The following is a 21,954-nucleotide window of genomic DNA, read 5'->3' on the forward strand; positions in this document are numbered from 1 at the left end:
GATGCTCGCGTGAAACGCAAAGCGCTTTACTCGGCAGGGGCCATGACGCCTTTGCCCTCGATCAGACGCTTCAGTTCGTTCCGGTGACGTCGCGCCGAGCGGGTGATCGCAGGTTCACGGAAATCCTCCCTCATCCCGACCATACGCCGCGCGGCCCCGGCCGAGACACCGCTGAGCGCGGACAGAGGAACCGCCAGCGCAAGGCTGATCGCGATCGGCGCCAGCCAGACCGATACAAGACCGGACAGGATGCCAACGCTTAGCGCGACGCCGCTGATGGTTTCCAGCGTGTGGCACAGGATCAGAGTGCGCAGGCTGTAAGTGCCACCATCGCGTGCCTGCGGCGACCAACCCTTTTGAAGGCCAAGCGCTGTGCGGAAGACCGCGATCATCTGCTGCACCATCAGGATCGGGGCATAGAGGATCGACAGGATCACCTCAGCCAGGAAGGATGTCAGGAACTTGGACCCGCCGCCGAATTCCGCATAGCGCACCCCGCTCAGGGGCAAGGCCAGAACGCCCAGCACCTTAGGGGCCAGCAACATGGCATACATCACCAGAATGATCAGCACGTGGCGGGTTTCAGACATCTCGGGCCATTGCGGGAACATCGGGTTGTCGGGGCTGAAATAATGCAGGACCGAGGCATCCTCACCCTGCCCAATCAGCGCCCACATCACCAACAGGGCAAACCACAGCGGCGACATCAGATAGCCGACCGCGCCGTGGAACATATGGAAGCGGGACACGGCTCGGAACCCGGTTGAGCCCAACAGTTTCAGGTGCTGCAGGTTGCCCTGGCACCAGCGACGATCCCGCAGGGCGTGGTCGATCAGCGTGGGCGGGGTTTCCTCATACGAGCCCCGTATGCGCGGCAGGAACCGCACCCCCCAACCAGCGCGGCGCAGCAAACCGGCTTCGACGAAGTCGTGGCTCATGATCAGCTTTTCCTGACCATTATAGGCCCGCAATTTCGGGAGGCCTGCGCTTGTGGCAAAAGCCTGAGTACGGATGATGGCGTTGTGGCCCCAATAGTTACCTTCTTGCCCGCACCAGCGTGCCAGACCTTCGGCAAAGGCGATGCCGTAGACACCATTGGCGAACTGCTGCATCCGGGCAAAGACCGACTGAGCGCCGATCAGCTGCGGATAGCTCTGGACCAGACCCGCACCCGGGTCACGCGCCAGCGAGTCCGTCAGCCGCAGTATGGCACGTCCGGTCATCAGGCTGTCTGCGTCCAGTACCAGCATCGCATCCCAATCGGCACCCCAGCGGCTGACCCAATCGGCGATGTTGCCGACCTTGCGGTCGGTGTTTTGTTCACGACGCCGGTAGTAGAGCTCCAGACCGGGGGCGAGGGTGGTGCGCAGCGCCTCGACACTGGCCTGCTCCTGCGCCGCGATCTCGGGGTCGCGGGTGTCGGACAGGATGAACATGGCATAGTGGTGCTGACCACCCCGCGCGCGCAGGTCCTCCAGCATCGTGCGGGCGTTCCCAAGCACGTTCCACGGCACTTCGTTGTAGACGGGCGTCAGAAGCGCGACGCGGAGGGGCTGCGAACGGGTCTCGCGTTTCGGTGGTTCCTGCCGCGACAGGGACACCATGCCCAGCAGCACGGTGCAGACCGTAAAGGAAATCCAAAAGAAGTTGAACGAAATCAGCGCCAGCAAGACGCCTTCGATCAGATTGATGCCTTCAGCCCCGAACCAATCACTCATGACCCACAGCAGGCCCATCGTGGCTGCCATGGCCGGAGAGAACGCCAATGCGCGCCAGAACCCGGCTGAGGGGCGCTGGCCCCCGGGTACCTGCGCATCCCGGAAGTCCACGCTGAAGTCCTGCGCGGGCATGGCCAGAGGCGCCTCGGGGGGCATGATGTGCAGATCCTGGGTCATGCGGTCCAACGATAAAGCCAGACCTCAGAGGCCGGTTGTTTGTCTTTCAGCAACTGCGCGCGCAGTTCCACGTGGCTGCGGTCGCCCGGCTGAAACGAAAATGCCAGCCGCAGGCCGCCGGTATCGGGGTTGCGTTGCAGCACGCCTTCGGAGGTCTCGGCATGGGGCGAGTCGACAAAGATCGTCATCGCCTCGGGATCGCCGAACAAATCGCTTTCCTCAAAGTCGATGACGGCCAGACGCCCTTCGCCAAAGGTGTTTTCACCCATCGCGGTATTGATTACGCGCGGCATCGGCGTGCGCTGCGGTTCCTCTCCCCAGATCAGGCGATAGGACAGATCGATCTGACTACCCGCCGCATAGGGCTCCATCGGGCGCCAATAGGCAACGATGTTGTCATAGATTTCCTGATCGGCCGGAATTTCGACCAACGTGACAGCCCCTTTGCCCCAATCGCCATTGGGTTCGACCCACAAGCCCGGACGTTTGTGGTAATTCGCCTCAAGGTCCGCGTAATCCGAGAACTTACGCTTGCGCTGCATCAGGCCAAACCCGCGCGGGTTCATATCGACAAAGGACGAAAACTGCAGGCGCGTGGGGTTGGACAGCGGCCGCCACAGCACCTCTCCGGCCCCATTGCGAATCAGCAGCCCGTCGCTGTCATGGACAGCGGGGCGGAAATCGTCGAACCGACTGTGGTTGGTCTGGTCGAACAGGAACATCGAGGTGCCGGGCGCAATGCCGACATGGGTCAGCTCTTCGCGGGGGAACAGGGTGGCCTCAATATCCATGATGCAATCTGCGCCAGCGGAGACGTTGAACCGATAGGCTCCGGTCACGCTGGGGCTGTCCATCAGCGCATGTACAACCATGTCACGTTGGCCGGGTTTGGGGCGTTCCAGCCAGAAACGGATGAACTCGGGGAATTCTTCGCCGTCCGGATCGCCTGTTTTCAACGCCAGTCCACGGGCCGACAGCCCATAGACTTCATGCAGTCCGATGGCACGGAAATAGCTGGCGCCCTGCCAGACGCAGAACTCATCGGTTTTGCCAGGGCGGTGCATTTCGGTGCGCAGGCGCAGACCCGAGAACCCCAGCGTGTCGTCGATCGGCAACTCCGGCACGTCCTCGGACTTGTCGAACATGCTCAGATCGAAGGCGACCGGAGTGGCCATTCCACCCTCGACCGTCGACACCTTAACGGTGCGCGGGAAGTACAGCCCGGGCGTAAAGAAATCGACGTTGAAGGGTGTCTCGGTTTCATACCACAGCGCGCGATCCAGGCGGAACCGGATCGAGCGGTATTGCTGATACGTCAGGTCCTGCCATTCCTGCGGCACCATCTCGCGTTCAGCATAGGGGCGGCTGGCCAGATCCCGGGCCATCGCGATGACGTCATTGCGGTCAAAGGGGGTTTCCCCGCCGGTGGCAAATGTGGCCGGCGCGAAGGCAAGCGCCGAAGTCGAGGCCAGAAATGCGCGACGTGTAAAATTCATTTCTTTGACTTCCAGGGTTGTGATTTGAACCAAGCGGCCATGTAAGCCACGCCGATGATCATCGCAAAGCCAATCATGTTAGCGATGAACACACTGGCAGAATCCCGCCCACTCAGGTCGAGTCCGACGCCGATAAGTCGTGCTGCCGCCATGGAAAAAACGAATACTGCCAACGATTGCTGCCCGACCTTGGAGATCACGGTCAGCAGAAATTGCCAGACTTTGGCAGCGGCTCCGTGCCCGGTTGCGATCAGGCGGTGACCGTGCTCACCGGCTACAACCCAGCCCAGATAGGCCAACGACAGGAAGTGCAGGTACCGGAACAGGCCAAAGTCTGTCTTGTCGCGTAATTCCTTGGTGACCGGCCAGACCTTGCGGATTTCGTCAGCCAGATCAGGGGCCGCCGCGTTGATCCATGTGAAAACCTTCCACGAGCCAAAAGGCATCGAGAAAACAAGGAACAGGGCTGCCGCCCAGATCAGTGTTTTCGACACCGGAGGGGCCGGCAGCCAACCGCGCATAAAGGCGAAGCCGGTGAAGAACAGCAACTGCCAACCGAATGGATTGAAGAACCACTGACGGTCGGACCACGGTTCGGCCGGCAGGTCCAGAACGTCGGTCTGGGCGATCAGCCACAGCGTGACCGAGGCCAAGGCAACCGCCCAGAATCCGATCCGAGACAGGCCCATGACCAGCGGCATCATCGCCAGAACCACCAGATACATCGGCAGGATGTCGAAATAGTTCGGCACATAGGTCAGGGTGAACATCCCGACAATCTGCGGCGCCGGGTCGTTGAAGAAATGCTGCAGGTTCAGCGACGAGATATAGTCTTTCTCGAACAGCCCGCTCTGATTCAACGCCGCCATGGTCATGGCGACAAAGAAGAACAGCGCGATATGCGCCCAGTAGACCTGCCAGATGCGGAAAGCCACACGGGCCGTGCCCATCCACCAGCCTTTGCGCAGGAACGCCCCGCCGAACGCAATGGCCGAGGCCATGCCCGAACAGAACACGAAAATTTCAGTCGCGTCCGAGAACCCAAACCGGGCTGGAATCCAGTTGGCCCATGGGTCATTGGGAACATGCGCGATCAGGATGATGAACATCGCGATGCCGCGATAGAAATCCAGCCGCGGGTCGCGCGTGCGTGCAGGTGCGGCCGTTGAGGCCACCACGGGCGCGAAATCAGAAGCGGGCGATGCTGTCGCCATACGTATTCTGTCCTTCTTAGTCTTTTTTTGTTTTGTTATTCAGCCGGGACGCTCTGTGCGTCTTGGTCATCGCGGGCCGCGTCGATCAATGCGCGGCGCGCCAGGGCGTAATTGTCTTCCCCTCCGGCGCGTTTGGCGCGGCGATCGTCCAGGATGCGCTCGACTGCATCCAGACGGCCCGCGCGCAGACCGGAATCGATTGCGATGCGCTCGAATACATCACGTTGGGCGTGGCTACCCCCTGCCAGTTGCATACCACTGCGCGCGCTTGATAAAAAGTCGAATGCGGCACCGTAAAGGCCATCGCCGAAGGCCTCAAGGCCTTTGGCGGCTGCAATACCTGGATCGGACATGCGGATCGGGGTGTCGCCCTGATTGCGCTGCGCGTCCTTCTGAATGCGCTGCAACATCTTGTTCGTCGCATCGCTGCGGTTGTCGCCGGTCAAGGCCAGAAGATAGTGCAAATCGGCAAAGATCAGGCAGCCATCCTCGGTCCGGGCGGCGCTCAGATCAGCCAGCTCTTCCCAGCGGTTGCCGACATCGATGCCCTCCAACTCCATTCGCGACAGCAGCGATGTTGCGTTCGAAATATCGCGGTAATCGTCGGTTTTGTCCTGACGGATATAGTTGTCATACAACTCCATCACCTGATCAACCTGACCCAGGTCCAGATGCATCAGCGCCTTGTGCCACCAGACGTGATAGCGGAAGTTGTTGCAGTGCGTCCACGCATCCTCGCGCCCGGCCAGCCAATCCAGACCCAACTGCGCGTTACCTGTCATTTCATGCACATGGGCCACCGCGTGCAGCCCCCAGGCGTCGTCGGATACCATCCACAGCGCCTGACGTCCTGCGATCTCGGCCTTTTCATAGGCGCCCGTTTCTTCCAGCGCGAAGGAATGACAGCCCAGCAGATAGCCACGTCCGGCATGGTCGGGTTCATAGGCGGGCATTACCCGTTCAATCGAACGGCGCATTCCGGCCGAGTCGCCCAGAACAAACCGCGTTGCGTGGCTGAGCTTCATCGCCAGCGTATCCTGGGGATGGGCGCATAGAATCTCTTCGAACTTCTTTACGGCCTGTGAGGGCAGGTCGGCCAGGTACAGACCCAGCGCCTCGATATACAACCGCTCGCGCGCGGAGACCGGCTGCCGTTCCATCGCCGCATTCGCAGCTGTCAGAGCCTCAACCGCGACCGCCGTCATCTCACGCCGACCCAGCAAAACCATGAACAGACCTTTGATCGCGTGACCCAAGGCAAAGTCGGGCTCAAGCTCAAGCACTTTGCCCAGATGTAGCGGCGTGCTGGCCGAATGCGCCATGAAGCCAAGCAGAACACCATTCCACGCCTCGACGCTTGCGGGCTGGCTCAGGGTGTTCATCTGTCCGAAAACATCTTGTTTCATGCGTGTGATCCGATCCAATTATAAATTTCTACATATTCGATGTAGCAGAGACTTCGGCGGCGTCGTATCAGTATCGCCGCTGCTCTCGAATTGGTGAAATGCCGTGTGTGGAAAACGTGAAAAAAACCGCCGATTCAACGGCATGTTTCAGCAACATGCCGCCGAAATGGGCGCTGTGTTTCAATCTTCGAATGGATTTTCGGCGTTCAATACAGCCTGAGTGTCTGCCCCAAACACGGGCGGAGCACTGCGATATGTTACAGGCGTGCGAGACAGTTTCAGCGGGTTCCCGATCAATTTCACCTCGCCCGGGGCGGCCTGCATGGCGATCTGCATCTCCCGTGCAGCGACCTGTTTTGTGGCAAATACCTGATCCAGCGTCTGCACCGGGCCAACGGGCACTTTTCGCGTTTCAAGCTCGGCAATGACGGTGGCGGTGTCGTGGCCCTGCACCGCCGGGCGCAGCACCGAATTCAGGGCGTCACGGTTTTCCAGCCGCGCCGGGTTGGTGGCAAAGCGCGGGTCTTCCGCCAGTTCCGGATGGTCGATGAACTCGCAAAAGCGGCGGAACTGGCCATCATTCCCTACCGCCAGAATGACGTGACCATCGGCGGTTTCATAGACGTCGTACGGCACGATATTGGGATGCCCATTGCCACGCCGTTGGGGCACATCACCCGAAGTCAGATAGTTCACGCCCTCATTGATCAACCAGGAAACCTGCGTATCGACTAGCGCTAAGTCCACCTGCTGGCCTTCACCGGTCTGATCGCGGTGGCGTAGCGCGGCCAGAATACCGACAGTGGCGTACATTCCGCACATCACGTCGGAGATGCCCACGCCAACCTTCATGGGGGCGCCTTCGGGATCACCGGTCAGCGACATGATCCCGCCATAGCCCTGCGCCATCAGGTCGTAGCCGGGTTTGGATGCGTTCGGCCCGGTCTGGCCGTAGCCCGAGATCGAACAATAAACGAGGCTGGGAAACTCTCCCGACAGGCACGCGTAGTCCAGCCCGTATTTTGCAAGCCCGCCGGGTTTGAAATTCTCGATCAGGATATCCGCGTGCGAGGCCAGCCGTTTGATCTGCGCCTGACCCTCAGCCGTGGTGATGTCGATCGCAACTGACTTTTTGTTGCGGTTGGTCGACATGAAATATGCACTCAGGTCCGAGCGGTTGCCGTCTGCATCCACGACATACGGAGGGCCCCATTGCCGCGTGTCGTCGCCACCTGTCGCCGGGTTTTCGATCTTGATAACGCTGGCGCCCAAATCGCCCAGCAATTGCGTGCAGGTCGGCCCGGCCAGAATGCGGGATAGGTCCAGTACTTTAACGCCCTTCAGCGGTCCCTCAGATACGGCCATCATACCCTCCACGGTCAATCTCGGCGGCGATCACGGTGAAAGTGTCGGCCTTGACGGCCGCGATCAGCGCGGCGCGCAGTTCCGCCCTATTGCGGACGGTATGGCCGTTGCCACCAAAGGCCCGACCTAGGGCGGCAAAGTCGTGGCGATCGAAATCGACGCCCATGTTGCCCATCTGGCGCTGCCGCTGTTTCAATTCGATCAGCGCAAGGCTGGCATCGACAAAGACCAGAAAGATCGGGTTGCCGCCCATTTCGGCGGCGGTCGACAGCTCTCCGGCCACCATCAGGAACCCGGCGTCGCCCGAAAAGCTGATGACCGGACGATCCGGTTCGGCCAGTTTCAGGCCAATCGCCATCGGCACCGCGCAGCCCATGGTGCACAACGCCGAGGATTGGATCAGCCCGCGTTCTTCGTGGCAGTCCCACATCTGGCTCAGCAGGATGCGATGAGCGCCGCTATCGGCGGTTGCCAGTGTTTCGGGGGGCAGAGTGGCACGGGTCTCGGCGATCACCGCGGCAGGCCCCCAGTTGTCATCAGTGGGGAAGGCCCGCGCCAAGGCGGCTTTGACCTGCGCGGGCTCACCACCGGGCCATGTCGCGCGGGCAGGGTTGCCTTTGGCGATGGCCTCCAGCGTGGCGCCGGTATGGGCCACCAGATTCAATTCGGCATGATGCATGTAGTGGTCATTGACCACGGCAGAGATATCGATGACCCGCTTTTCGTCGGGGTCCCAGATCTCGCGCCAGCCCGGTCGCATTTCGATGGGGTCGTAGCCAAGACACAGAACCAGATCGGACTGTTCAACAAGCGGCACCAGATGTTTGTCGGCCAACGGTGACAGGCCCACGCCACCGAGACAAAGAGGATGATCCTCGGGGACCACACCCTTGGCCTTGTAGGTGGTAACGAAGGGAATGCTGAAATGCTCGAGAAACGCCTGCACCACGTTGCGTGAGTCGTCATAGAGCACGTCCAGACCCACAATAGCGATGGGTCGTGCAGCTTCGGCCAGCCAGCGGCGGGCCTTTTCAACACAGTTTCCTTCGGGCGCGACGGCGGCGTGTTTTGTGAGGCGCCGACGTTTAATGCCGGACACACGCGTATCCGCAACCGAGATCGGCACATCGATATGAACGGGGCCGGGGCGTGGTTGGTTAGCCAATGACACGGCCTTATCGGCCACAATGTCCGCGCCTTGCGCGGTCAGGGTAAATGTCCCTTTGGTGATCGAACGATAGACCTGCGCATGATCCATGACCTGATGTGTATAGGTCAGCGCCTCATCCGCATCAACACAGCCGGTCAGAACGATCATCGGCACCCGATCCTGCAGCGCGTTAGCCACCACGTTGATCCCGTTCATCGCGCCGGGACCGAGGGTGGCCACCAGAATCGCAGGCGCACCGTCGCGGTGATGCACGGCCTCTGCCATGAACCCGGCAGCGTTTTCGTGCTTGGCTAGGTGAAAGGTGATCCCCGCTTGCTCCAGCGCATCCACCAGCGTCAGAACTTCTCCACCGGGCATGCCAAAGGCGTGGCGGCACCCGGCCTCGTAAAGACGTTGGGCTAAAAGGTCAGCTGCGCGGGGGGATACGTCCTGCATCAGTAAAGCTCCGAAGATCGTGTTTCACAGGAGATTGCGGAGGACGCGCCCGGACGCAAGCAGGTTCACGTCAGTGTGACTATTTGACTGCGGCTCCCGCCACTGCCTGAAATTTTGTGTCAAGCTCGGCGGCAATGTTGCTCAAGGGCTCACCACCCTCATAGACATAGGGCGCAAACACAAAGCTGGGCGTTTTGTAAGACAGGGTGGCGGTACCATCCTCGTTTTCGGTGACGTAGAACCGGATCGGGGCTTCGATCATCGCCTGGACCGAGGTCTCCAGAACACGCACCGCGTAGTCGTTGTTGAAAGCCCCGATCACCAGATTGCCGGGAATGACGATGCCGCGCGCGGCCGCAGCCTTGGTCGGCCCGGCCTGAGTGACCACGATCAGCCCGTTTTCTTTCACCGCAGCCTTTGTGTCGGCCACGAGTTCCTCATAACTCTTGTCAGTCGGGTAAACCGCCCAGCCGGACAGGGGTTCTTCGGCCCAGGCAGGCATGACCAGACAGCAAAGCGAAGCCCAAAGAACGCGCATTCGTGACACCTCCAGCACCATGACTGGCTCTATTGATGACAGAGAACAGGGGGCGGCGCACTCACAATCCCGTGCGATCTTGCAGCAGATAGATATCCATGATCCAGCCATGATCGGCGCGTGCGCGTGCGCGAGTTTCCAGAATCTGTTGTGCCACGTCGACCAGAGGCCCCTTGATCAGGAGTTCTTCTTTCATGCCTACATAGGCGCCCCACCAGATGTCATAATCCTGCATCTCAAGGCTCTGGAACGAGCATTCGCCGTCCAGCATAACCGCCACTTTCGAGGTATTTACAGGCCAGCCTTCATCCCGGATGCGCCGGCCGGTGGTGACAACATAAGGCGCGCCCAGATCGTTGATAGGAATCGCATGGGCTGCCGTCAACGCTTGCAGCGCCGTAATGCCCGGTATCACTCGTGTCTCCGGCTGTGGATCCAGCCGTGAAGCGATCCGCAACGAACTGTCATAGAGCGACGGGTCGCCCCAAATCAGCAAGGCCACATGTTGCGCCTCTGGGTGCACTGAGATCGCCTCATGCCAGCACAGGGCAATCGCGTCATGCCATTCGTCCACGCCGCGTAGGTAGCCGTCGTCCGAGCGACGTTTGGGGATGTCGAAATAAGCGATCTGAGGCGGCGTGTCGGTCACAGCTGCGATGATATCTTCGCGCAACCCCGCTAGATCGGCCTTGTTATCACCTTTGCGAGGGATCAGGATCAGGTCTGCATCGCGGATGGCCTGCGCGCCCTGAAAGGTCACGTGATGCGGGTTGCCGGTGCCGATGCCAATCAGGGTCAGGTCATACATCGTCAAGCTCTGCCAGCGGCCCATAAAGGATCAATGCCGGGGCGCTGCCAATCTCGTTTGCCAGTTGTGCCGACAACGCGCCGATGGTCGCCCGCTGCAATTTCTGATCTGGCGTCGAAACCGACTCGGCCATCAAGGCAGGTGTGTCCAGCGGCAGGCCGTGGTCGTGGAGTGTTTTGACCAGCAAGGGAAAGGTTCGCTTGCCCATGAACACAACGGTTGTGGCGTCCGGGTCCGCCAGTGCGGGCAGATTCAAGTCCTCGGGCAATTGGCCGCTGACATCATGGCCGGTGACGAATTGCACCCGACGGGCGGTCAGTCGCCGCGTCAACGGAATACCGGCTGCCGCTGCGGCAGCCACCGCCGAGGGAATGCCGGGGATGATCTCGTATTCAATTCCGGCTTCACGCAGGGCGACCAGTTCTTCCTCGAGCCGTCCGAACAACCCACCATCGCCTGATTTCAACCGCACCACGCGGGCACCGGTCTTGGCATAATCCACCAGCAGGCGGCTGACATGATCTTGTTTTGGCGACGGCCGCCCGGCGCGTTTGCCAACGCCAACCAAATCAGCGCCCTCGTGCGCGTGGCTCAGAATCGGACCGCTGCTCAGGTCGTCAAACAGCACCGCGTTGGCCTTCTGCATCCGGTCGACCGCTTTCAGCGTCAGAAGTTCCGGGTCGCCGGGACCAGAGCCGATAAAGGAAACGAAGCCGCTCATGCCGTAGCCTCCGCAATCAGGTGAAAGAATGTGCCGGTCACGTTGCCTCGCACCGATCCGGTCTGCGGACCCTCGGCCCCCTCAGCGTCGAAAACCCGTGCCAGCGGCGCATCCGGTTGCTCGACAATTGACGAGTAGTGGAACTCATGCCCGCGCAAAGCAGTGCCGGATGCATAGCCTGGCATCGGCGCCAAGAGTTCCGCTTTGCGATAGCCCAGATTGAACTTGCGCTTCTCATACGAGGTCACCAGCCCCAGCAGACCGGCCATCTTGTGCTGAACACCTTCCTTGTCGATCAGCGCCTGACCCAACGCCATGTACCCACCGCATTCCCCGTGAACGGGTTTGGTTTCGGCGTGTTTGCGCAACCCGGTCAGGAAAGTCTCTGCCGCGGCCAGCGTTCCGGCGTGCAATTCGGGGTATCCGCCGGGCAGCCAAACCAGATCGGCATCCGCTGCAGGGGCTTCATCTGCCAGTGGCGAAAACGACAGAATTTCGGCCCCTGCTGCTCGCCAGCCTTCCAACAGATGCGGATAGGTAAAGGAAAACGCGGCATCCCTGGCCAGCGCAATCCGTTGCGCTGGAGGGCGCGGCAGCGCGGCTGACGATGGCCCATCCGGGCCTGAGGAAGCCGCCGCCTTGATGGCCTCCAGATCCACGTGCTCGCGCAGAAACGCCGCATAACCGGCGATCGCGCTTTCCAGATCGGGGTGCTCGACGGCCTGGATCAGGCCCAGATGGCGTTCGGGCAGGGTCAGGTCTCCGCGACGCGGCAACACGCCAAGAACCGGCAGGCCCGCGCGCTCCATCCCCAATCGCGTTAGCCGCTCATGTCGAGGGCTGGCGCAGCGGTTAAGGATCACACCTGCAAACGGCAAGTCAGGGTTATACATACGGAACCCCAGAGCGGTGGCCGCGGCCGACTGCGCCTGACCTCCGACATCCAGTACCAGCACTACAGGCCAGCCCATCCGCAGTGCGGTTTCAGCGCTGGACCCATGCCCCAGTTCGCCCGGTTTCGCTACGCCGTCAAACAGTCCCATCGAGCCTTCGGCGACCACGATATCAGCCCCCTCGGCCTGCGCCGAGATGGCGCTCAGCAGCGGATCGCCCATCGCCCAGCTATCCAAGTTGAACGAGGCTCGCCCCGCCGCCGCCTGATGGAAGGCCGGGTCAATGTAGTCCGGGCCGCTCTTGAACGGCTGAACATTCAACCCATCCTCTGCCAATGCTCGCAACAGTCCCAGCATGACGGTGGTCTTGCCGGTCCCCGAGGACGGCGCGGAAATCAGAAGACCCGGAGGGTTAGTCATCGCCATGGCTCCAGCTCGACCACGGGCTGTCGGCGCTCTGCGGGCGGTAACGGCGGTCGTAGTCCTTGGAATAAAGGCAGCTTTCGTCAAAGCCTTCACCGGCCAGCGCAGGCCCGACCATGATCAAAGCGGTACGCGAAATGTTCTCGTCCAGCGCTTCTTTCAGCGTGGCCAAAGTGGCGCGGATGATCCGCTCATCCGGCCAGCTGGCGCGGTACACGACGGCGACCGGGCAGTCGGCCCCGTAGGCCGGAGTCAGGTCGGCGATCACCTTGTCCAGATTGCCGATCGACAGGTGAATGGCAAGGGTTGCCCCGGTACGGGCGAAGTTTTCCAGCGTCTCACCCTCTGGCATCGACGACGCGCGTCCGGGCGTCCGCGTCAGAACCACCGACTGCGCCAATCCGGGGAGGGTCAACTCAGTGCCCAGTGACGCCGCTGCTGCAGCGAATGACGGTACGCCGGGGGTCACGCTGACCGGGATTCCCATCTCCTTCAGGCGGCGGATTTGTTCTCCCATCGCCGACCAGACCGACAGGTCGCCGGAATGCAGCCGCGCCACATCCTGCCCGGCTTTATGGGCCGCCTCGATCTCGGCCATGATCTGATCCAGATCCATCGGCGCCGTGTTGATGATCTTTGCGTCCTCGGGGCAGTGGCCCAGGATTTCCTCGGGCACCAGCGATCCGGCATAAAGGCACACTTGGCATGAGGCGATGATATCGCGCCCACGCAGGGTCAGCAGGTCGGCAGCGCCCGGTCCGGCGCCGATGAAATGAACGGTCATGTTTGTCCTCCGATGGCGACGGCGCAGGTGGCAAGCCGGTCGTCCGAGATGTGTCTGGGTGAGGTCAGTCGCGCACCGGGGCCGGCGGCGGCAAGGGCGGATGCTTCGGCCACGCTGCCGGTACCATAGCTGGCGCGGCTGCGGTTCGAGCAGGTAAGGGTGCGCTGCCCGGCCAGATCGGCGGGCGCGATGAAATGCAGCGGCAGGGAAGTGGATGCCGCAAATTCGGTCAGCGCGGCATGACCTTCTTTGTCGACCACTGTGGCAAGTGCTTCGACCTGCCAGTCGGCACTGGCCCGGTCGAAGGCCGCGCGCAAGCTGTCCACCGAAGCCGTCGATGAAAATCCCAAACCCGCGACGATCATAGGGTAACGCTCCATTGCACTACGGGGTAAGCGGATTTCCAGCCGCGCCGGGGGCCAAGGGCCGAGGCCTGCGCCAACTCGACCCGCAACAATTCACCGCCCAGTTCCTCGTGCCATTGCGCCAACAACGCCTCGCTTTCCAGTGTCACCGCATTGGCGACCAGCCGGGTGCCCGCGGGTAGGGCATCATGTATCCACTGCAGCAATTCGCTGCTCAACCCGCCGCCAATGAATACGACATCGGGCGGAGTAAGCTCGGTCAACGCATCCGGTGCAATACCGTGCACCACATTCAGACGATCCTGTCCCAGCGCATCGGCATTGCGCCGGATACGTTCTGCGCGATCTGCACGCGGTTCGATCGTGGTGGCTGTCAGAGTCGGGTCGCACATCAGCCATTCAATGCTGATCGAACCGGTGCCGCCGCCGATATCCCACAAATGCTCGTTCCGCTGCGGTGCCAGTGCCGACAGCGTCAGCGCGCGCACCGGGCGTTTGGTGATCTGGCCATCGGTTTCGAAAATCTCGTCCGGCTTGCCCGAGGCCTTCGGGAAAGCGCGCCCTTCGCCCGCGACCTCAAGCCCGACACAGACGGGGTGGTCAAAGCTGCCGAGCAGAGCCTCGGTCAGCGACACGGTCCGCGCACGTTCGCGGGGGCCACCGAGGGCCTCCATCACGTGCAAGGCGCTGTCTGCAAATCCGGTCTCGGTCAGATAGGTCGCCAGCTCCGCCACTGCCGCGCCGTTGCGTAGCAACAGGATGGCGCGCAGGCCGGGGGACAGATGCGGTCGAAGCCGGGTCAGCGGGGCCGCGTGCAGGCCAAAGGTCAGCGTGTTTTCCAACGGCCAGCCCAGCCGTGCCGCGGCAAGAGAAAAGGTTGATTGGCCGGGTAGGGCTGCCCATTCCCCGGCCTCGAAATTACGCGCGATGACCGAGCCTGCGCCGAACCAGAACGGATCGCCAGAGGCCAGAACAACGGTTGGCCGCCCCCGAAATTTGGTCAGGATCGGCAGACCATCTGCGAACGGTACAGGCCATTCGATCCGTTGCGCCGAGGTTTCGGGAACCAGCGACAGATGGCGTGGCGGGCCCATGATGATTTCGGCGCGTTCCAACACTTGACGACTTGCGGGCGGCAGGCCATCCAGTCCATCTTCGCCCAAGCCCAGAACGGTCAGCCACGGAGCTTCATGCATGACACATCTCCTGATCCTTGGTGGCACGACCGAGGCCAACGCACTGGCTAAATCCGTGGCAGAGCAGGGCATTCCTGCAACCTATTCCTACGCTGGGCGCGTTGAAAACCCGCGTCCGCAAGCTTTGCCGGTGCGTGTTGGCGGGTTTGGCGGCAGTGTCGGCTTGGCGGGTTACCTGCGGGACCACGCGGTTACCCATGTGATCGACGCCACCCATCCCTTTGCCGCGCAGATGAGCGGCAACGCTGTCGCGGCGTGTCATGAGACCGGAGCACCTCTGGTCGCGCTGACCCGCCCAGCATGGGAGGCGCAGGAGGGCGACCGGTGGCACCACGTCGCGGATATCGATGACGCAGTCGCCGCGCTGTCCGGTACGCCGCAACGCGTCTTTCTGGCCGTCGGTCGGATGCATCTTGAGGATTTCGCCGTTCAGCCCCAGCACCACTACCTGCTGCGGTTGGTTGATGAACCGGGTAAGCTGCCCCTGCCGAGCTGCGACGTGGTTGTCTCGCGCGGGCCGTTCACCGTTGAGGATGATCGGGTGCTTATGCAGCAGCATGGCACTGAATTGGTGGTGTCCAAGAACGCGGGCGGCACCGGCGCGCGCGCCAAGCTGGACGCCGCGCGGGCGCTGGGCGTGCCGGTGCTGATGATTGACCGTCCGGTCCTGCCGCAGCGGACCGAATTGTCGAATGTCGCACAGGTTCTGGACTGGCTGGCTCATTCCGGCGTGAACCTCGGGGTGTAGACGATCGGGGTGCTGCCCCGTTCTATCACACGCGTCAGCGAGGAGCCGACAATGACCACCGTCTGCATGTCGGCCATATCCGGCGTCGCCTCGGCAAGGGTCGAAATCCGGATGGCTTCATCCGGGCGTGATACGGCGCGGGCGAACAGGATCAGACGCTCGGGCTCACATTCCTGACGCAGGATTTCCAGCGTCTTCACAAAGCCTTCGGGGCGGGATTTGGAGCGCGGGTTATAGAACGCCATCGCGAAATCACCCTGCGCGGCAAGACGCAGGCGTTTTTCGATCAAGGACCACGGTTTCAGGTTGTCGCTGAGATTTATGGTACAAAAGTCATGCCCTAACGGCGCGCCAGCACGGGCTGAGGCCGCCAGCATTGCGGTAATCCCGGGAAGCACATCGATCGGAATGTCGCGCCACTCGGCGGGACCATTCTCCAATGCCTCGAACACTGCGGCTGCCATCGCAAACACGCCAGGATCGCCCGAGGAGACGACGACTACGCGCTTGCCTTCGGAGGCCATCTGTAATGCGTGCTGCGAGCGGTCAATCTCGACCCGATTGTCGCTGGCGTGCAGCGTTAGGCCCGGGCGCTCGGCTAGGCGTGCGACGTAGGGGATATAGCCAACAATATCCGTGGCCTCGGCCAGCGCGGCGGACACTTCGGGTGTCACCAATTCTTCGTTACCCGGCCCAAGGCCCGCAATCTTGACCCAGCCGCTCATGGACGCCGCCCCTGGCCATGCACGATGATGATCGAGAAATAAGGGGTGACCTTGTCACAGGCCTCGGACAGTTTCGTCACTGTCTGGTTCGGCATCTGGGCGAATTCGACGATCCATGCGCGGTCATACAACCCGGCGGTCTTCAGCGCCCGTATCACCTTGTCGATATTGCGCCCGATCTTCATCACGACCAGCGCGTCAGTCTGCGCCATACGCTGCGCCAGATCGTCCTCGGGCAGGGTGCCGACCAGTATGGTCAGCACGTCGTCGCCCCAAGTGATCGGGTCTCCGGTTGCCGTCCATGCGCCGGACATGCCGGTGATGGCGGGCACGACTTCGACATCAGTCTCGTCTCGCAAGCGGCTGTAAAGATGCATGAAAGAGCCGTAAAAGAACGGATCGCCCTCACAAAGAACCACGACGTCTTCACCCTGATCCGACAGGGTTTTCAGATGCGCGGCGCAGTCTTTGTAAAAGGCCGAAAGCAATTCGTTATAGCGTGGGTCGGTCACGGGGATTTCGGTGGTGACCGGGTACTCCATCGGAAACTCCACCGCGTCGCCGGGGATCATGCCATTGACGATCTTGCGCGCCTGACCGCTGCGGCCCGGTTTGCGAAAGAATGCCACGTGGCGCGCATTGCGCAGCAGGCGGTCGGCCCGGACGCTCATCAGGTCAGGATCGCCGGGGCCGAGGCCCACGCCGTATATCTTGCCCGCGTTCATTCGGCGCGGCTCGCGATGGCGTTGACGGCGGCCACTGTGATGGCGCTGCCGCCCAAACGGCCTTTGACGATGCAGGACGGCACTGGTTGCGCTTCCCACAGGGCGTCTTTGGACTCAACCGCGCCGACAAAGCCCACAGGGCAGCCGATGATGGCGGCGGGGCGCGGGCAATTAGGATCTTCCAGCATATTCAGCAGGTGGAACAGGGCGGTGGGTGCGTTACCGATGGCAACCAGAGCGCCTTCCAGATGCGGGCGCCACAACTCCAGTGCGGCGGCGGAGCGGGTGTTGCTCATCTCGGCGGCCAGAGGGCGTACACGTTCGTCATGCAACGTACAGATCACCTCGTTATCGGCGGGCAGGCGAAAACGGGTCACACCTTCGCTGACCATGCGCGCGTCGCACAGGATCGACGCGCCGTTTTCCAATGCGGCGCGAGCGGTCGAGACAAAACCCGGCGAGAAATGAACGAACTTTTCCAGCCCGACCATCCCGGCGGCGTGGATCATGCGAACGGCAACCGGCTCTTCGTCGGCGTCGAAGCGGGCCAAGTCGGCCTCGGACCGGATGGTGGCGAAGCTTTCCTTATAGATCGCCGCGCCGTCGGTTTCGTATTCATAGGGCATCAGGTGAAGTCCATGGTCATAAGTGTTTCTTCGGTCAGGCCGTGCTGGCAGGGCTCATCCCCCGCGCGGCCTTGTTTGACAAGATCAAATCGTCCGTTGTGGCCGACTAAAGTGACATCCGCCGCGCCCATCCGGGCGCACCCCTTGGAGCAGCCCGAGACATGCAGGCTACCGCTGACACGCGGCGCCAATGCGCGGGCGATGTCACGTGTTTCAGCCTGCGCCTGCGGGCAGAACGGCGCGCCGGGGCAGGCGTCGGTGGTCATCAGCGGGTCGGCGCCATCTGTTACAAAGGCCGATGCGGGAATAACCGTCCCGCCTTCCAGCAGGATCAGCCGCCACGGGGTGACCCGAAGAGCGGATGCGCCGGTGTCTTCAATCAGGTTGAACAGGCGTCGCGCGGGCAGTTGACCAAAGGCCGCGCCATAGAGCGCGCCCAAAGCACAGGCACCGGGTTGCAATGGCGCGCAGATGGTCGCTGGTGCGCTACCCTGCCAGTCCTGCGGCAAACCCTGCGCCGCAACCACCCGCGCCATGCGGCGTGTGTCTGGTGTGAAACGCTCGGCGAACCACTCGGCCAGAGCGATCACTCGGTCGATGGCGTCCGCTTCCGACACGCAGCACCCGGTTTCACACCCGTCGGCACGCAGGATCAAACCCTCGGCACTGGTCTCAAGTCGGACATCCGCCGAGTCACCGGCAAGCAGGCGTTCAGGACCGGTATCAATGGCGAAGCCGAATTTCGCGGGCAGGGCAGGAAGTTCCGCCAGCCGGTTGATCAGTTCTTGGGTCAGTCGCGCGGTCAGATCACCTGTGTCATACAAGGGTGACACGAGGATATTGCGACGTACTTCGATGCCAGGTTCGGAATCCAGCAGGTCCAGCGCTGCAAGCTTCGCAAGCAGCGGCTGATGGTCGGACTCTTTCACCCCTCGCAACTGGAGGTTGGCGCGATTGGTCAGGTCAATGGTACCATTGCCGAACCGTTCCGCCAGTTCGCATAGCCCAAGCGCCTGCACGACGCTCAACCGGGCCAGCCGGGGCCGTACCCGTATAACCAGCCCATCGCCGGACATCATCGGGCGATGGGCGCCGGGACACCAGCCTTGGACGATTGGCGCGCTCATTCCAGGCCCTCCAGGTTGGCCCGGATAGAATTCCGGCGAGTGTTCCAAAGCCCTGCCTCCAGCAGCGCAAGGAACCTGTCTTTCATGGCCTGATGTGCCTGCGGGTTGGCCTCTTGCAGGAAGGAATCGACCTCGGCATCACCCAACGTGGCATCGTGGTAGAGGTCGAACAGATGTGGCGCGACTGTGTCCGACAGGTGCGCAAACGAGGCCATGTGATCCAGCGTTGCTGCGATCTCGGCAGCGCCCCGAAACCCGTGACGTTGCATTCCCGAAATCCAGCCAGGATTGGCGGCGCGGGCGTGGATGACGCGGCTGATCTCTTCGGGCAGGGTCCGCGCACGCGGGTTTTCCGGATTGGTATTGTCCAGATGGTAAAGCTGCGCAGTGCCGCCGGTGATCTTCTTAGCGGCGGCAAATCCGGCCTCGTGCGTGGCATAGTCATTGGCCAGCAGCAGGTCGGTTTCGGTCAGGTCCTGCAGGTGCACGAAGCTGTCAGCATTGGCGACACGCTGGGTGATGCCGTCTTTGTCCGGCGCGATATGCTCACCTTCCAGCGCGAAGGAACTGGCCTCCAGCCACGCTTCGCCCGCTTTGGCGCGAGCTTCGTCCGTATAGGTCTCGGACAGGTGGGTCATGTTCAGGCCATAGCTGCCGGGGGCCGGACCATAGACGCGGGCTGCGGGTTCCTGACCGGCATACGGATTCCAGTCCGAGGCCTCATCGCGTTCTGACAGCGCCCTTACAGCCTGACCGAACAGCGCCGAGAGCGTTGGGAACACATCGCGAAACAGACCCGAGACGCGCAATGTCACGTCCAGACGCGGGCGGCTGAGGTCGGTGATCGGCAGCACCTCGATGCCCGAGACCCGCTCGGAACCCTTATCCCAGACCGGCTTCACGCCCAGCAGGTGCAGCGCCATGGCGAATTCCTCGCCCGCCGTGCGCATGGTGGCCGAGCCCCATAGATCGACGATCAGGCCTCGCGGATAATCGCCTTCCTCCTGTAGGTGTCGCCGGACGAGTTCTTCGGCCAGTTTCACGCCTTGGGCATAGGCGGCGCGGGTGGGCACCGAGCGCGGGTCGGTGGTATAGAGGTTTCGCCCAGTAGGCAGCACGTCTGACCGCCCCCGATAAGGAGAGCCTGACGGGCCAGCCTCGATCCGTTTGCCGGCCAGTGCGTCGATCAGAGCGCTGCGCTCGGCATGGGCCGAGGGCGCGGGGTCGAAATTGCTGGTCACCTCGGGCACGCGGCCAAAGATGTGCAGACCGTCGCCAAACTGGCTTTCCTTGATGTCACAGACAAAACGATCGATGCGGGTGATTGCCTCGGCGGTGCAGGTGGCCTGGTCAAGGCCGAGGTCATTTTCCAGCCCGATGGCTTGTGCTTCGTTGCGGATGTGCTCCTGCAGGCGATCACGGCGCTTGGGGTCCAGACCGTCGGCATTCGAGAATTCATCCAGCAGCGATTCAAGCCGCACCATCCGATCCGGCGTGCCGCTTTCTTTCATTGGGGGCGGGATGTGGCCCAGCGTGACCGCTCCGATCCGGCGTTTGGCCTGTGCGGCCTCGCCGGGGTCGTTAACGATGAAAGGATAGATCACCGGCAGATCGCGGATCAGAACCTCGGGCCAGCAGTCGGCGGACAAGGCGACCGATTTGCCCGGCAGCCATTCCAGTGTTCCATGGGCGCCGATATGAATCAGAGCATCTGCGCGCAGGCCTTTGCGGAGCCACAGGTAGAAGGCCACATAGCTGTGGCGTGGAGTGCGTGAGAGGTCATGATAGTCATCATCGCGCAATTCGGGCGTGCCACGTTCCGGTTGCAGCGCGACCAGCGCCTTGCCTCGGTGCAGAGCAGTGAAGTGGAACGCACCATCCGCGAAGGTCGGGTCGTCCTCGGGGTTCCCCCAGACCGTTTTCAGGTCTGTGCGCAGTTGTTCCGGTAGGTCCGCGAGTGCGGTTTGGTAGTCGTCCAGTGGCCACGAAATACGAGCGTCCAGCAAGGTCTCGGCAATCGGCTCCGCCGGTCCGGTATCATAACCTTCTCCCTGCAGGTCGGACAGCATTGCCTCGGCCGAAGCCAATGCGTCAAGGCCAACCGCATGGGCCATCTGCCAGTCCTTGCCGGGGTAGGTGGACAGCACCAGCGCCGGGGTCTGATCCGCCTTGAGTTTGTCGCGCAGGTTCAACCAGCCGGTAACCCGGTCGATAATTGCTTCGATCCGCTCAGGTTCAGCCCGGTGGGCGAAACGGGAATACTCAAGATACGGGTCGCGCCTGCCCGGTTCCTTGAAAGACGCAATGCCCGCCGAAATGCGACCGTCCACCTCGGGCAGTACCACATGCATGGCAAGGTCAGCGGGGGAAAGGCCTCGCTCCGCTTCGGACCATGCCTTGCGGCGTGAGGTGGCAAGGGCGACTTGAAACACGGGCACATTCGTTTCGTCCAGTGGTGAGGTGCCTGACGCACCTTTGCCCGAGAACGAGGTAGCGTTGATGATTGCCGACGGCGATAGCGCCACGACCTGTTCACGCAGCCACCCGGCTGCGGCAGGGGCCTTCAGCGAAGGAGCGAACAGGCCAACCGCATCCAGTCCCCGGTCTCGCAGGCTGCGGATCAGGGCGGTGATCGGCGCTGTGTCGGCCGAAGTCAAATAAGCGCGGTAGAAGGTGACGAGGATACGTCTCGCATCGATTGTGAACGCTGTATCCACCGGGATCACGCCGCGGTCCGGGCACCAGACGCCGCAGTCGGGTAAGGTCTTTGCGCCCATCACCGGGCCGGCATAGAGACCTGCCGCCAGCGCCATCTGCGCCAGCGCAGCCTGTGCTGCAACCTCGCCGCCAGTGTCACACAGATGCGCCAAGCGGCGCAGGGTCGAGACCGGTAGGGTGGAGAAATCATCCAGCCGCGTGTCCTCACGCCCATCCGCAGGCAGAACGGCCAGCGCGATGCCTTTGGCCTGCGCCAGCGCCAGAACCTGCTGCAAGCCGTAAGACCAGTAAGGCACGCCGCCGATCAAACGGATCAGGATGCCTTTCGCACCCTCCAATGTCTGTTCGACATAGGTATCGACGGAAAGGGGGTGCTTCAGCGCCGCCAAGTTGGCCAGACGCATCGTCGGCATCCGCCCCTCGGGGCCTCCACCACGATGCCAGCCCGCCGCGAAAGCGCCTAGGTCGCTGTCCGAAAAGGACAGCACCACCAGATCCGCCGGGCTCTGGCCCAGATCGGTCGCGGTCTCGGTTTCCTCTAACCCGTGACTTTCGCGGAAGACGACGTGCATGTG

General features: G+C 62.1%; 19 protein-coding genes. 1 reads left to right on the forward strand and 18 read right to left on the reverse strand.

The features are described 5' to 3' along the window. Positions 1–26: 26 nt before the first annotated feature. From mdoH to cbiE, 13 genes are all read right to left on the reverse strand, one after another. On the reverse strand, positions 27–1,895 hold the full coding sequence (mdoH, locus tag AC2FEE_RS00225) for a glucans biosynthesis glucosyltransferase MdoH (protein WP_496862295.1): 1,869 nt from the start codon (positions 1,893–1,895) through the stop codon (positions 27–29). Further along, positions 1,892–3,391, reverse strand: a complete 1,500-nt coding sequence (locus AC2FEE_RS00230; RefSeq protein WP_496862296.1) for an OpgD/OpgG family glucan biosynthesis protein — start codon at positions 3,389–3,391, stop codon at positions 1,892–1,894. Before AC2FEE_RS00230 ends, mdoH begins: the two co-directional genes overlap by 4 nt. Then, positions 3,388–4,605 (reverse strand): OpgC family protein, encoded by a 1,218-nt coding sequence (locus AC2FEE_RS00235; protein ID WP_496862297.1) that lies wholly within the window; start codon positions 4,603–4,605, stop codon positions 3,388–3,390. The genes AC2FEE_RS00230 and AC2FEE_RS00235 overlap by 4 nt, the downstream gene beginning before the upstream one ends. 35 nt (positions 4,606–4,640) lie before the next feature. Further along, a complete protein-coding gene (locus AC2FEE_RS00240) occupies positions 4,641–6,011 on the reverse strand; it encodes a tetratricopeptide repeat protein (protein WP_496862298.1) in 1,371 nt (456 codons plus the stop codon). 180 nt (positions 6,012–6,191) lie between these two features. Beyond that, the gene (locus AC2FEE_RS00245) at positions 6,192–7,376 is read right to left on the reverse strand and encodes a CaiB/BaiF CoA transferase family protein (protein ID WP_496862299.1); all 1,185 of its coding nucleotides are present in this window, start codon (positions 7,374–7,376) and stop codon (positions 6,192–6,194) included. Beyond that, the gene (locus AC2FEE_RS00250; RefSeq protein WP_496862300.1) at positions 7,363–8,982 is read right to left on the reverse strand and encodes a thiamine pyrophosphate-binding protein; all 1,620 of its coding nucleotides are present in this window, start codon (positions 8,980–8,982) and stop codon (positions 7,363–7,365) included. The genes AC2FEE_RS00245 and AC2FEE_RS00250 overlap by 14 nt, the downstream gene beginning before the upstream one ends. A gap of 79 nt (positions 8,983–9,061) precedes the next feature. Further along, complete coding sequence (locus AC2FEE_RS00255; protein ID WP_496862301.1) at positions 9,062–9,520, reverse strand: DUF302 domain-containing protein; 459 nt, start codon at positions 9,518–9,520, stop codon at positions 9,062–9,064. 61 nt (positions 9,521–9,581) lie between these two features. Then, entirely contained in the window at positions 9,582–10,328 is a 747-nt protein-coding gene (cobF, locus tag AC2FEE_RS00260) for a precorrin-6A synthase (deacetylating) (RefSeq protein WP_496862619.1), read from the reverse strand. Next, entirely contained in the window at positions 10,321–11,049 is a 729-nt protein-coding gene (gene cobA / locus AC2FEE_RS00265) for a uroporphyrinogen-III C-methyltransferase (RefSeq protein ID WP_496862302.1), read from the reverse strand. Before cobA ends, cobF begins: the two co-directional genes overlap by 8 nt. Beyond that, positions 11,046–12,368: a cobyrinic acid a,c-diamide synthase CobB gene (locus AC2FEE_RS00270; protein ID WP_496862303.1), complete on the reverse strand. Its 1,323-nt coding sequence runs from the start codon at positions 12,366–12,368 to the stop codon at positions 11,046–11,048. Before AC2FEE_RS00270 ends, cobA begins: the two co-directional genes overlap by 4 nt. After that, positions 12,355–13,149 carry a precorrin-4 C(11)-methyltransferase gene (gene cobM, locus AC2FEE_RS00275; protein ID WP_496862304.1) on the reverse strand — a complete coding sequence of 265 codons (795 nt, stop codon included), beginning with the start codon at positions 13,147–13,149 and terminating at the stop codon, positions 12,355–12,357. The genes AC2FEE_RS00270 and cobM overlap by 14 nt, the downstream gene beginning before the upstream one ends. Further along, a complete protein-coding gene (locus AC2FEE_RS00280) occupies positions 13,146–13,514 on the reverse strand; it encodes a cobalamin biosynthesis protein (protein WP_496862620.1) in 369 nt (122 codons plus the stop codon). The genes cobM and AC2FEE_RS00280 overlap by 4 nt, the downstream gene beginning before the upstream one ends. After that, positions 13,511–14,710: a precorrin-6y C5,15-methyltransferase (decarboxylating) subunit CbiE gene (gene cbiE, locus AC2FEE_RS00285; protein ID WP_496862305.1), complete on the reverse strand. Its 1,200-nt coding sequence runs from the start codon at positions 14,708–14,710 to the stop codon at positions 13,511–13,513. The genes AC2FEE_RS00280 and cbiE overlap by 4 nt, the downstream gene beginning before the upstream one ends. On the opposite strand from cbiE, the gene AC2FEE_RS00290 reads away from it, so the two are divergent. Next, positions 14,709–15,458, forward strand: a complete 750-nt coding sequence (locus tag AC2FEE_RS00290; protein ID WP_496862306.1) for a cobalt-precorrin-6A reductase — start codon at positions 14,709–14,711, stop codon at positions 15,456–15,458. The genes cbiE and AC2FEE_RS00290 overlap by 2 nt on opposite strands. Here the strand turns inward: AC2FEE_RS00290 and cobJ are convergent. Genes cobJ through cobN form a run of 5 tightly spaced genes read right to left on the reverse strand, consistent with a single transcriptional unit; the run spans position 15,431 to position 21,951 of the window. Beyond that, positions 15,431–16,183 carry a precorrin-3B C(17)-methyltransferase gene (gene cobJ, locus AC2FEE_RS00295; RefSeq protein WP_496862307.1) on the reverse strand — a complete coding sequence of 251 codons (753 nt, stop codon included), beginning with the start codon at positions 16,181–16,183 and terminating at the stop codon, positions 15,431–15,433. The genes AC2FEE_RS00290 and cobJ overlap by 28 nt on opposite strands. Continuing rightward, entirely contained in the window at positions 16,180–16,908 is a 729-nt protein-coding gene (locus AC2FEE_RS00300) for a precorrin-2 C(20)-methyltransferase (RefSeq protein ID WP_496862308.1), read from the reverse strand. Before AC2FEE_RS00300 ends, cobJ begins: the two co-directional genes overlap by 4 nt. Beyond that, positions 16,905–17,534, reverse strand: a complete 630-nt coding sequence (locus tag AC2FEE_RS00305; RefSeq protein ID WP_496862309.1) for a precorrin-8X methylmutase — start codon at positions 17,532–17,534, stop codon at positions 16,905–16,907. The genes AC2FEE_RS00300 and AC2FEE_RS00305 overlap by 4 nt, the downstream gene beginning before the upstream one ends. Next, positions 17,534–18,661, reverse strand: a complete 1,128-nt coding sequence (locus tag AC2FEE_RS00310; RefSeq protein WP_496862310.1) for a ferredoxin-like domain-containing protein — start codon at positions 18,659–18,661, stop codon at positions 17,534–17,536. Before AC2FEE_RS00310 ends, AC2FEE_RS00305 begins: the two co-directional genes overlap by 1 nt. Next, on the reverse strand, positions 18,658–21,951 hold the full coding sequence (gene cobN, locus AC2FEE_RS00315; RefSeq protein ID WP_496862311.1) for a cobaltochelatase subunit CobN: 3,294 nt from the start codon (positions 21,949–21,951) through the stop codon (positions 18,658–18,660). Before cobN ends, AC2FEE_RS00310 begins: the two co-directional genes overlap by 4 nt. Positions 21,952–21,954 lie beyond the last annotated feature (3 nt).

This window comes from Ruegeria sp. YTSC199 (assembly GCF_059609725.1).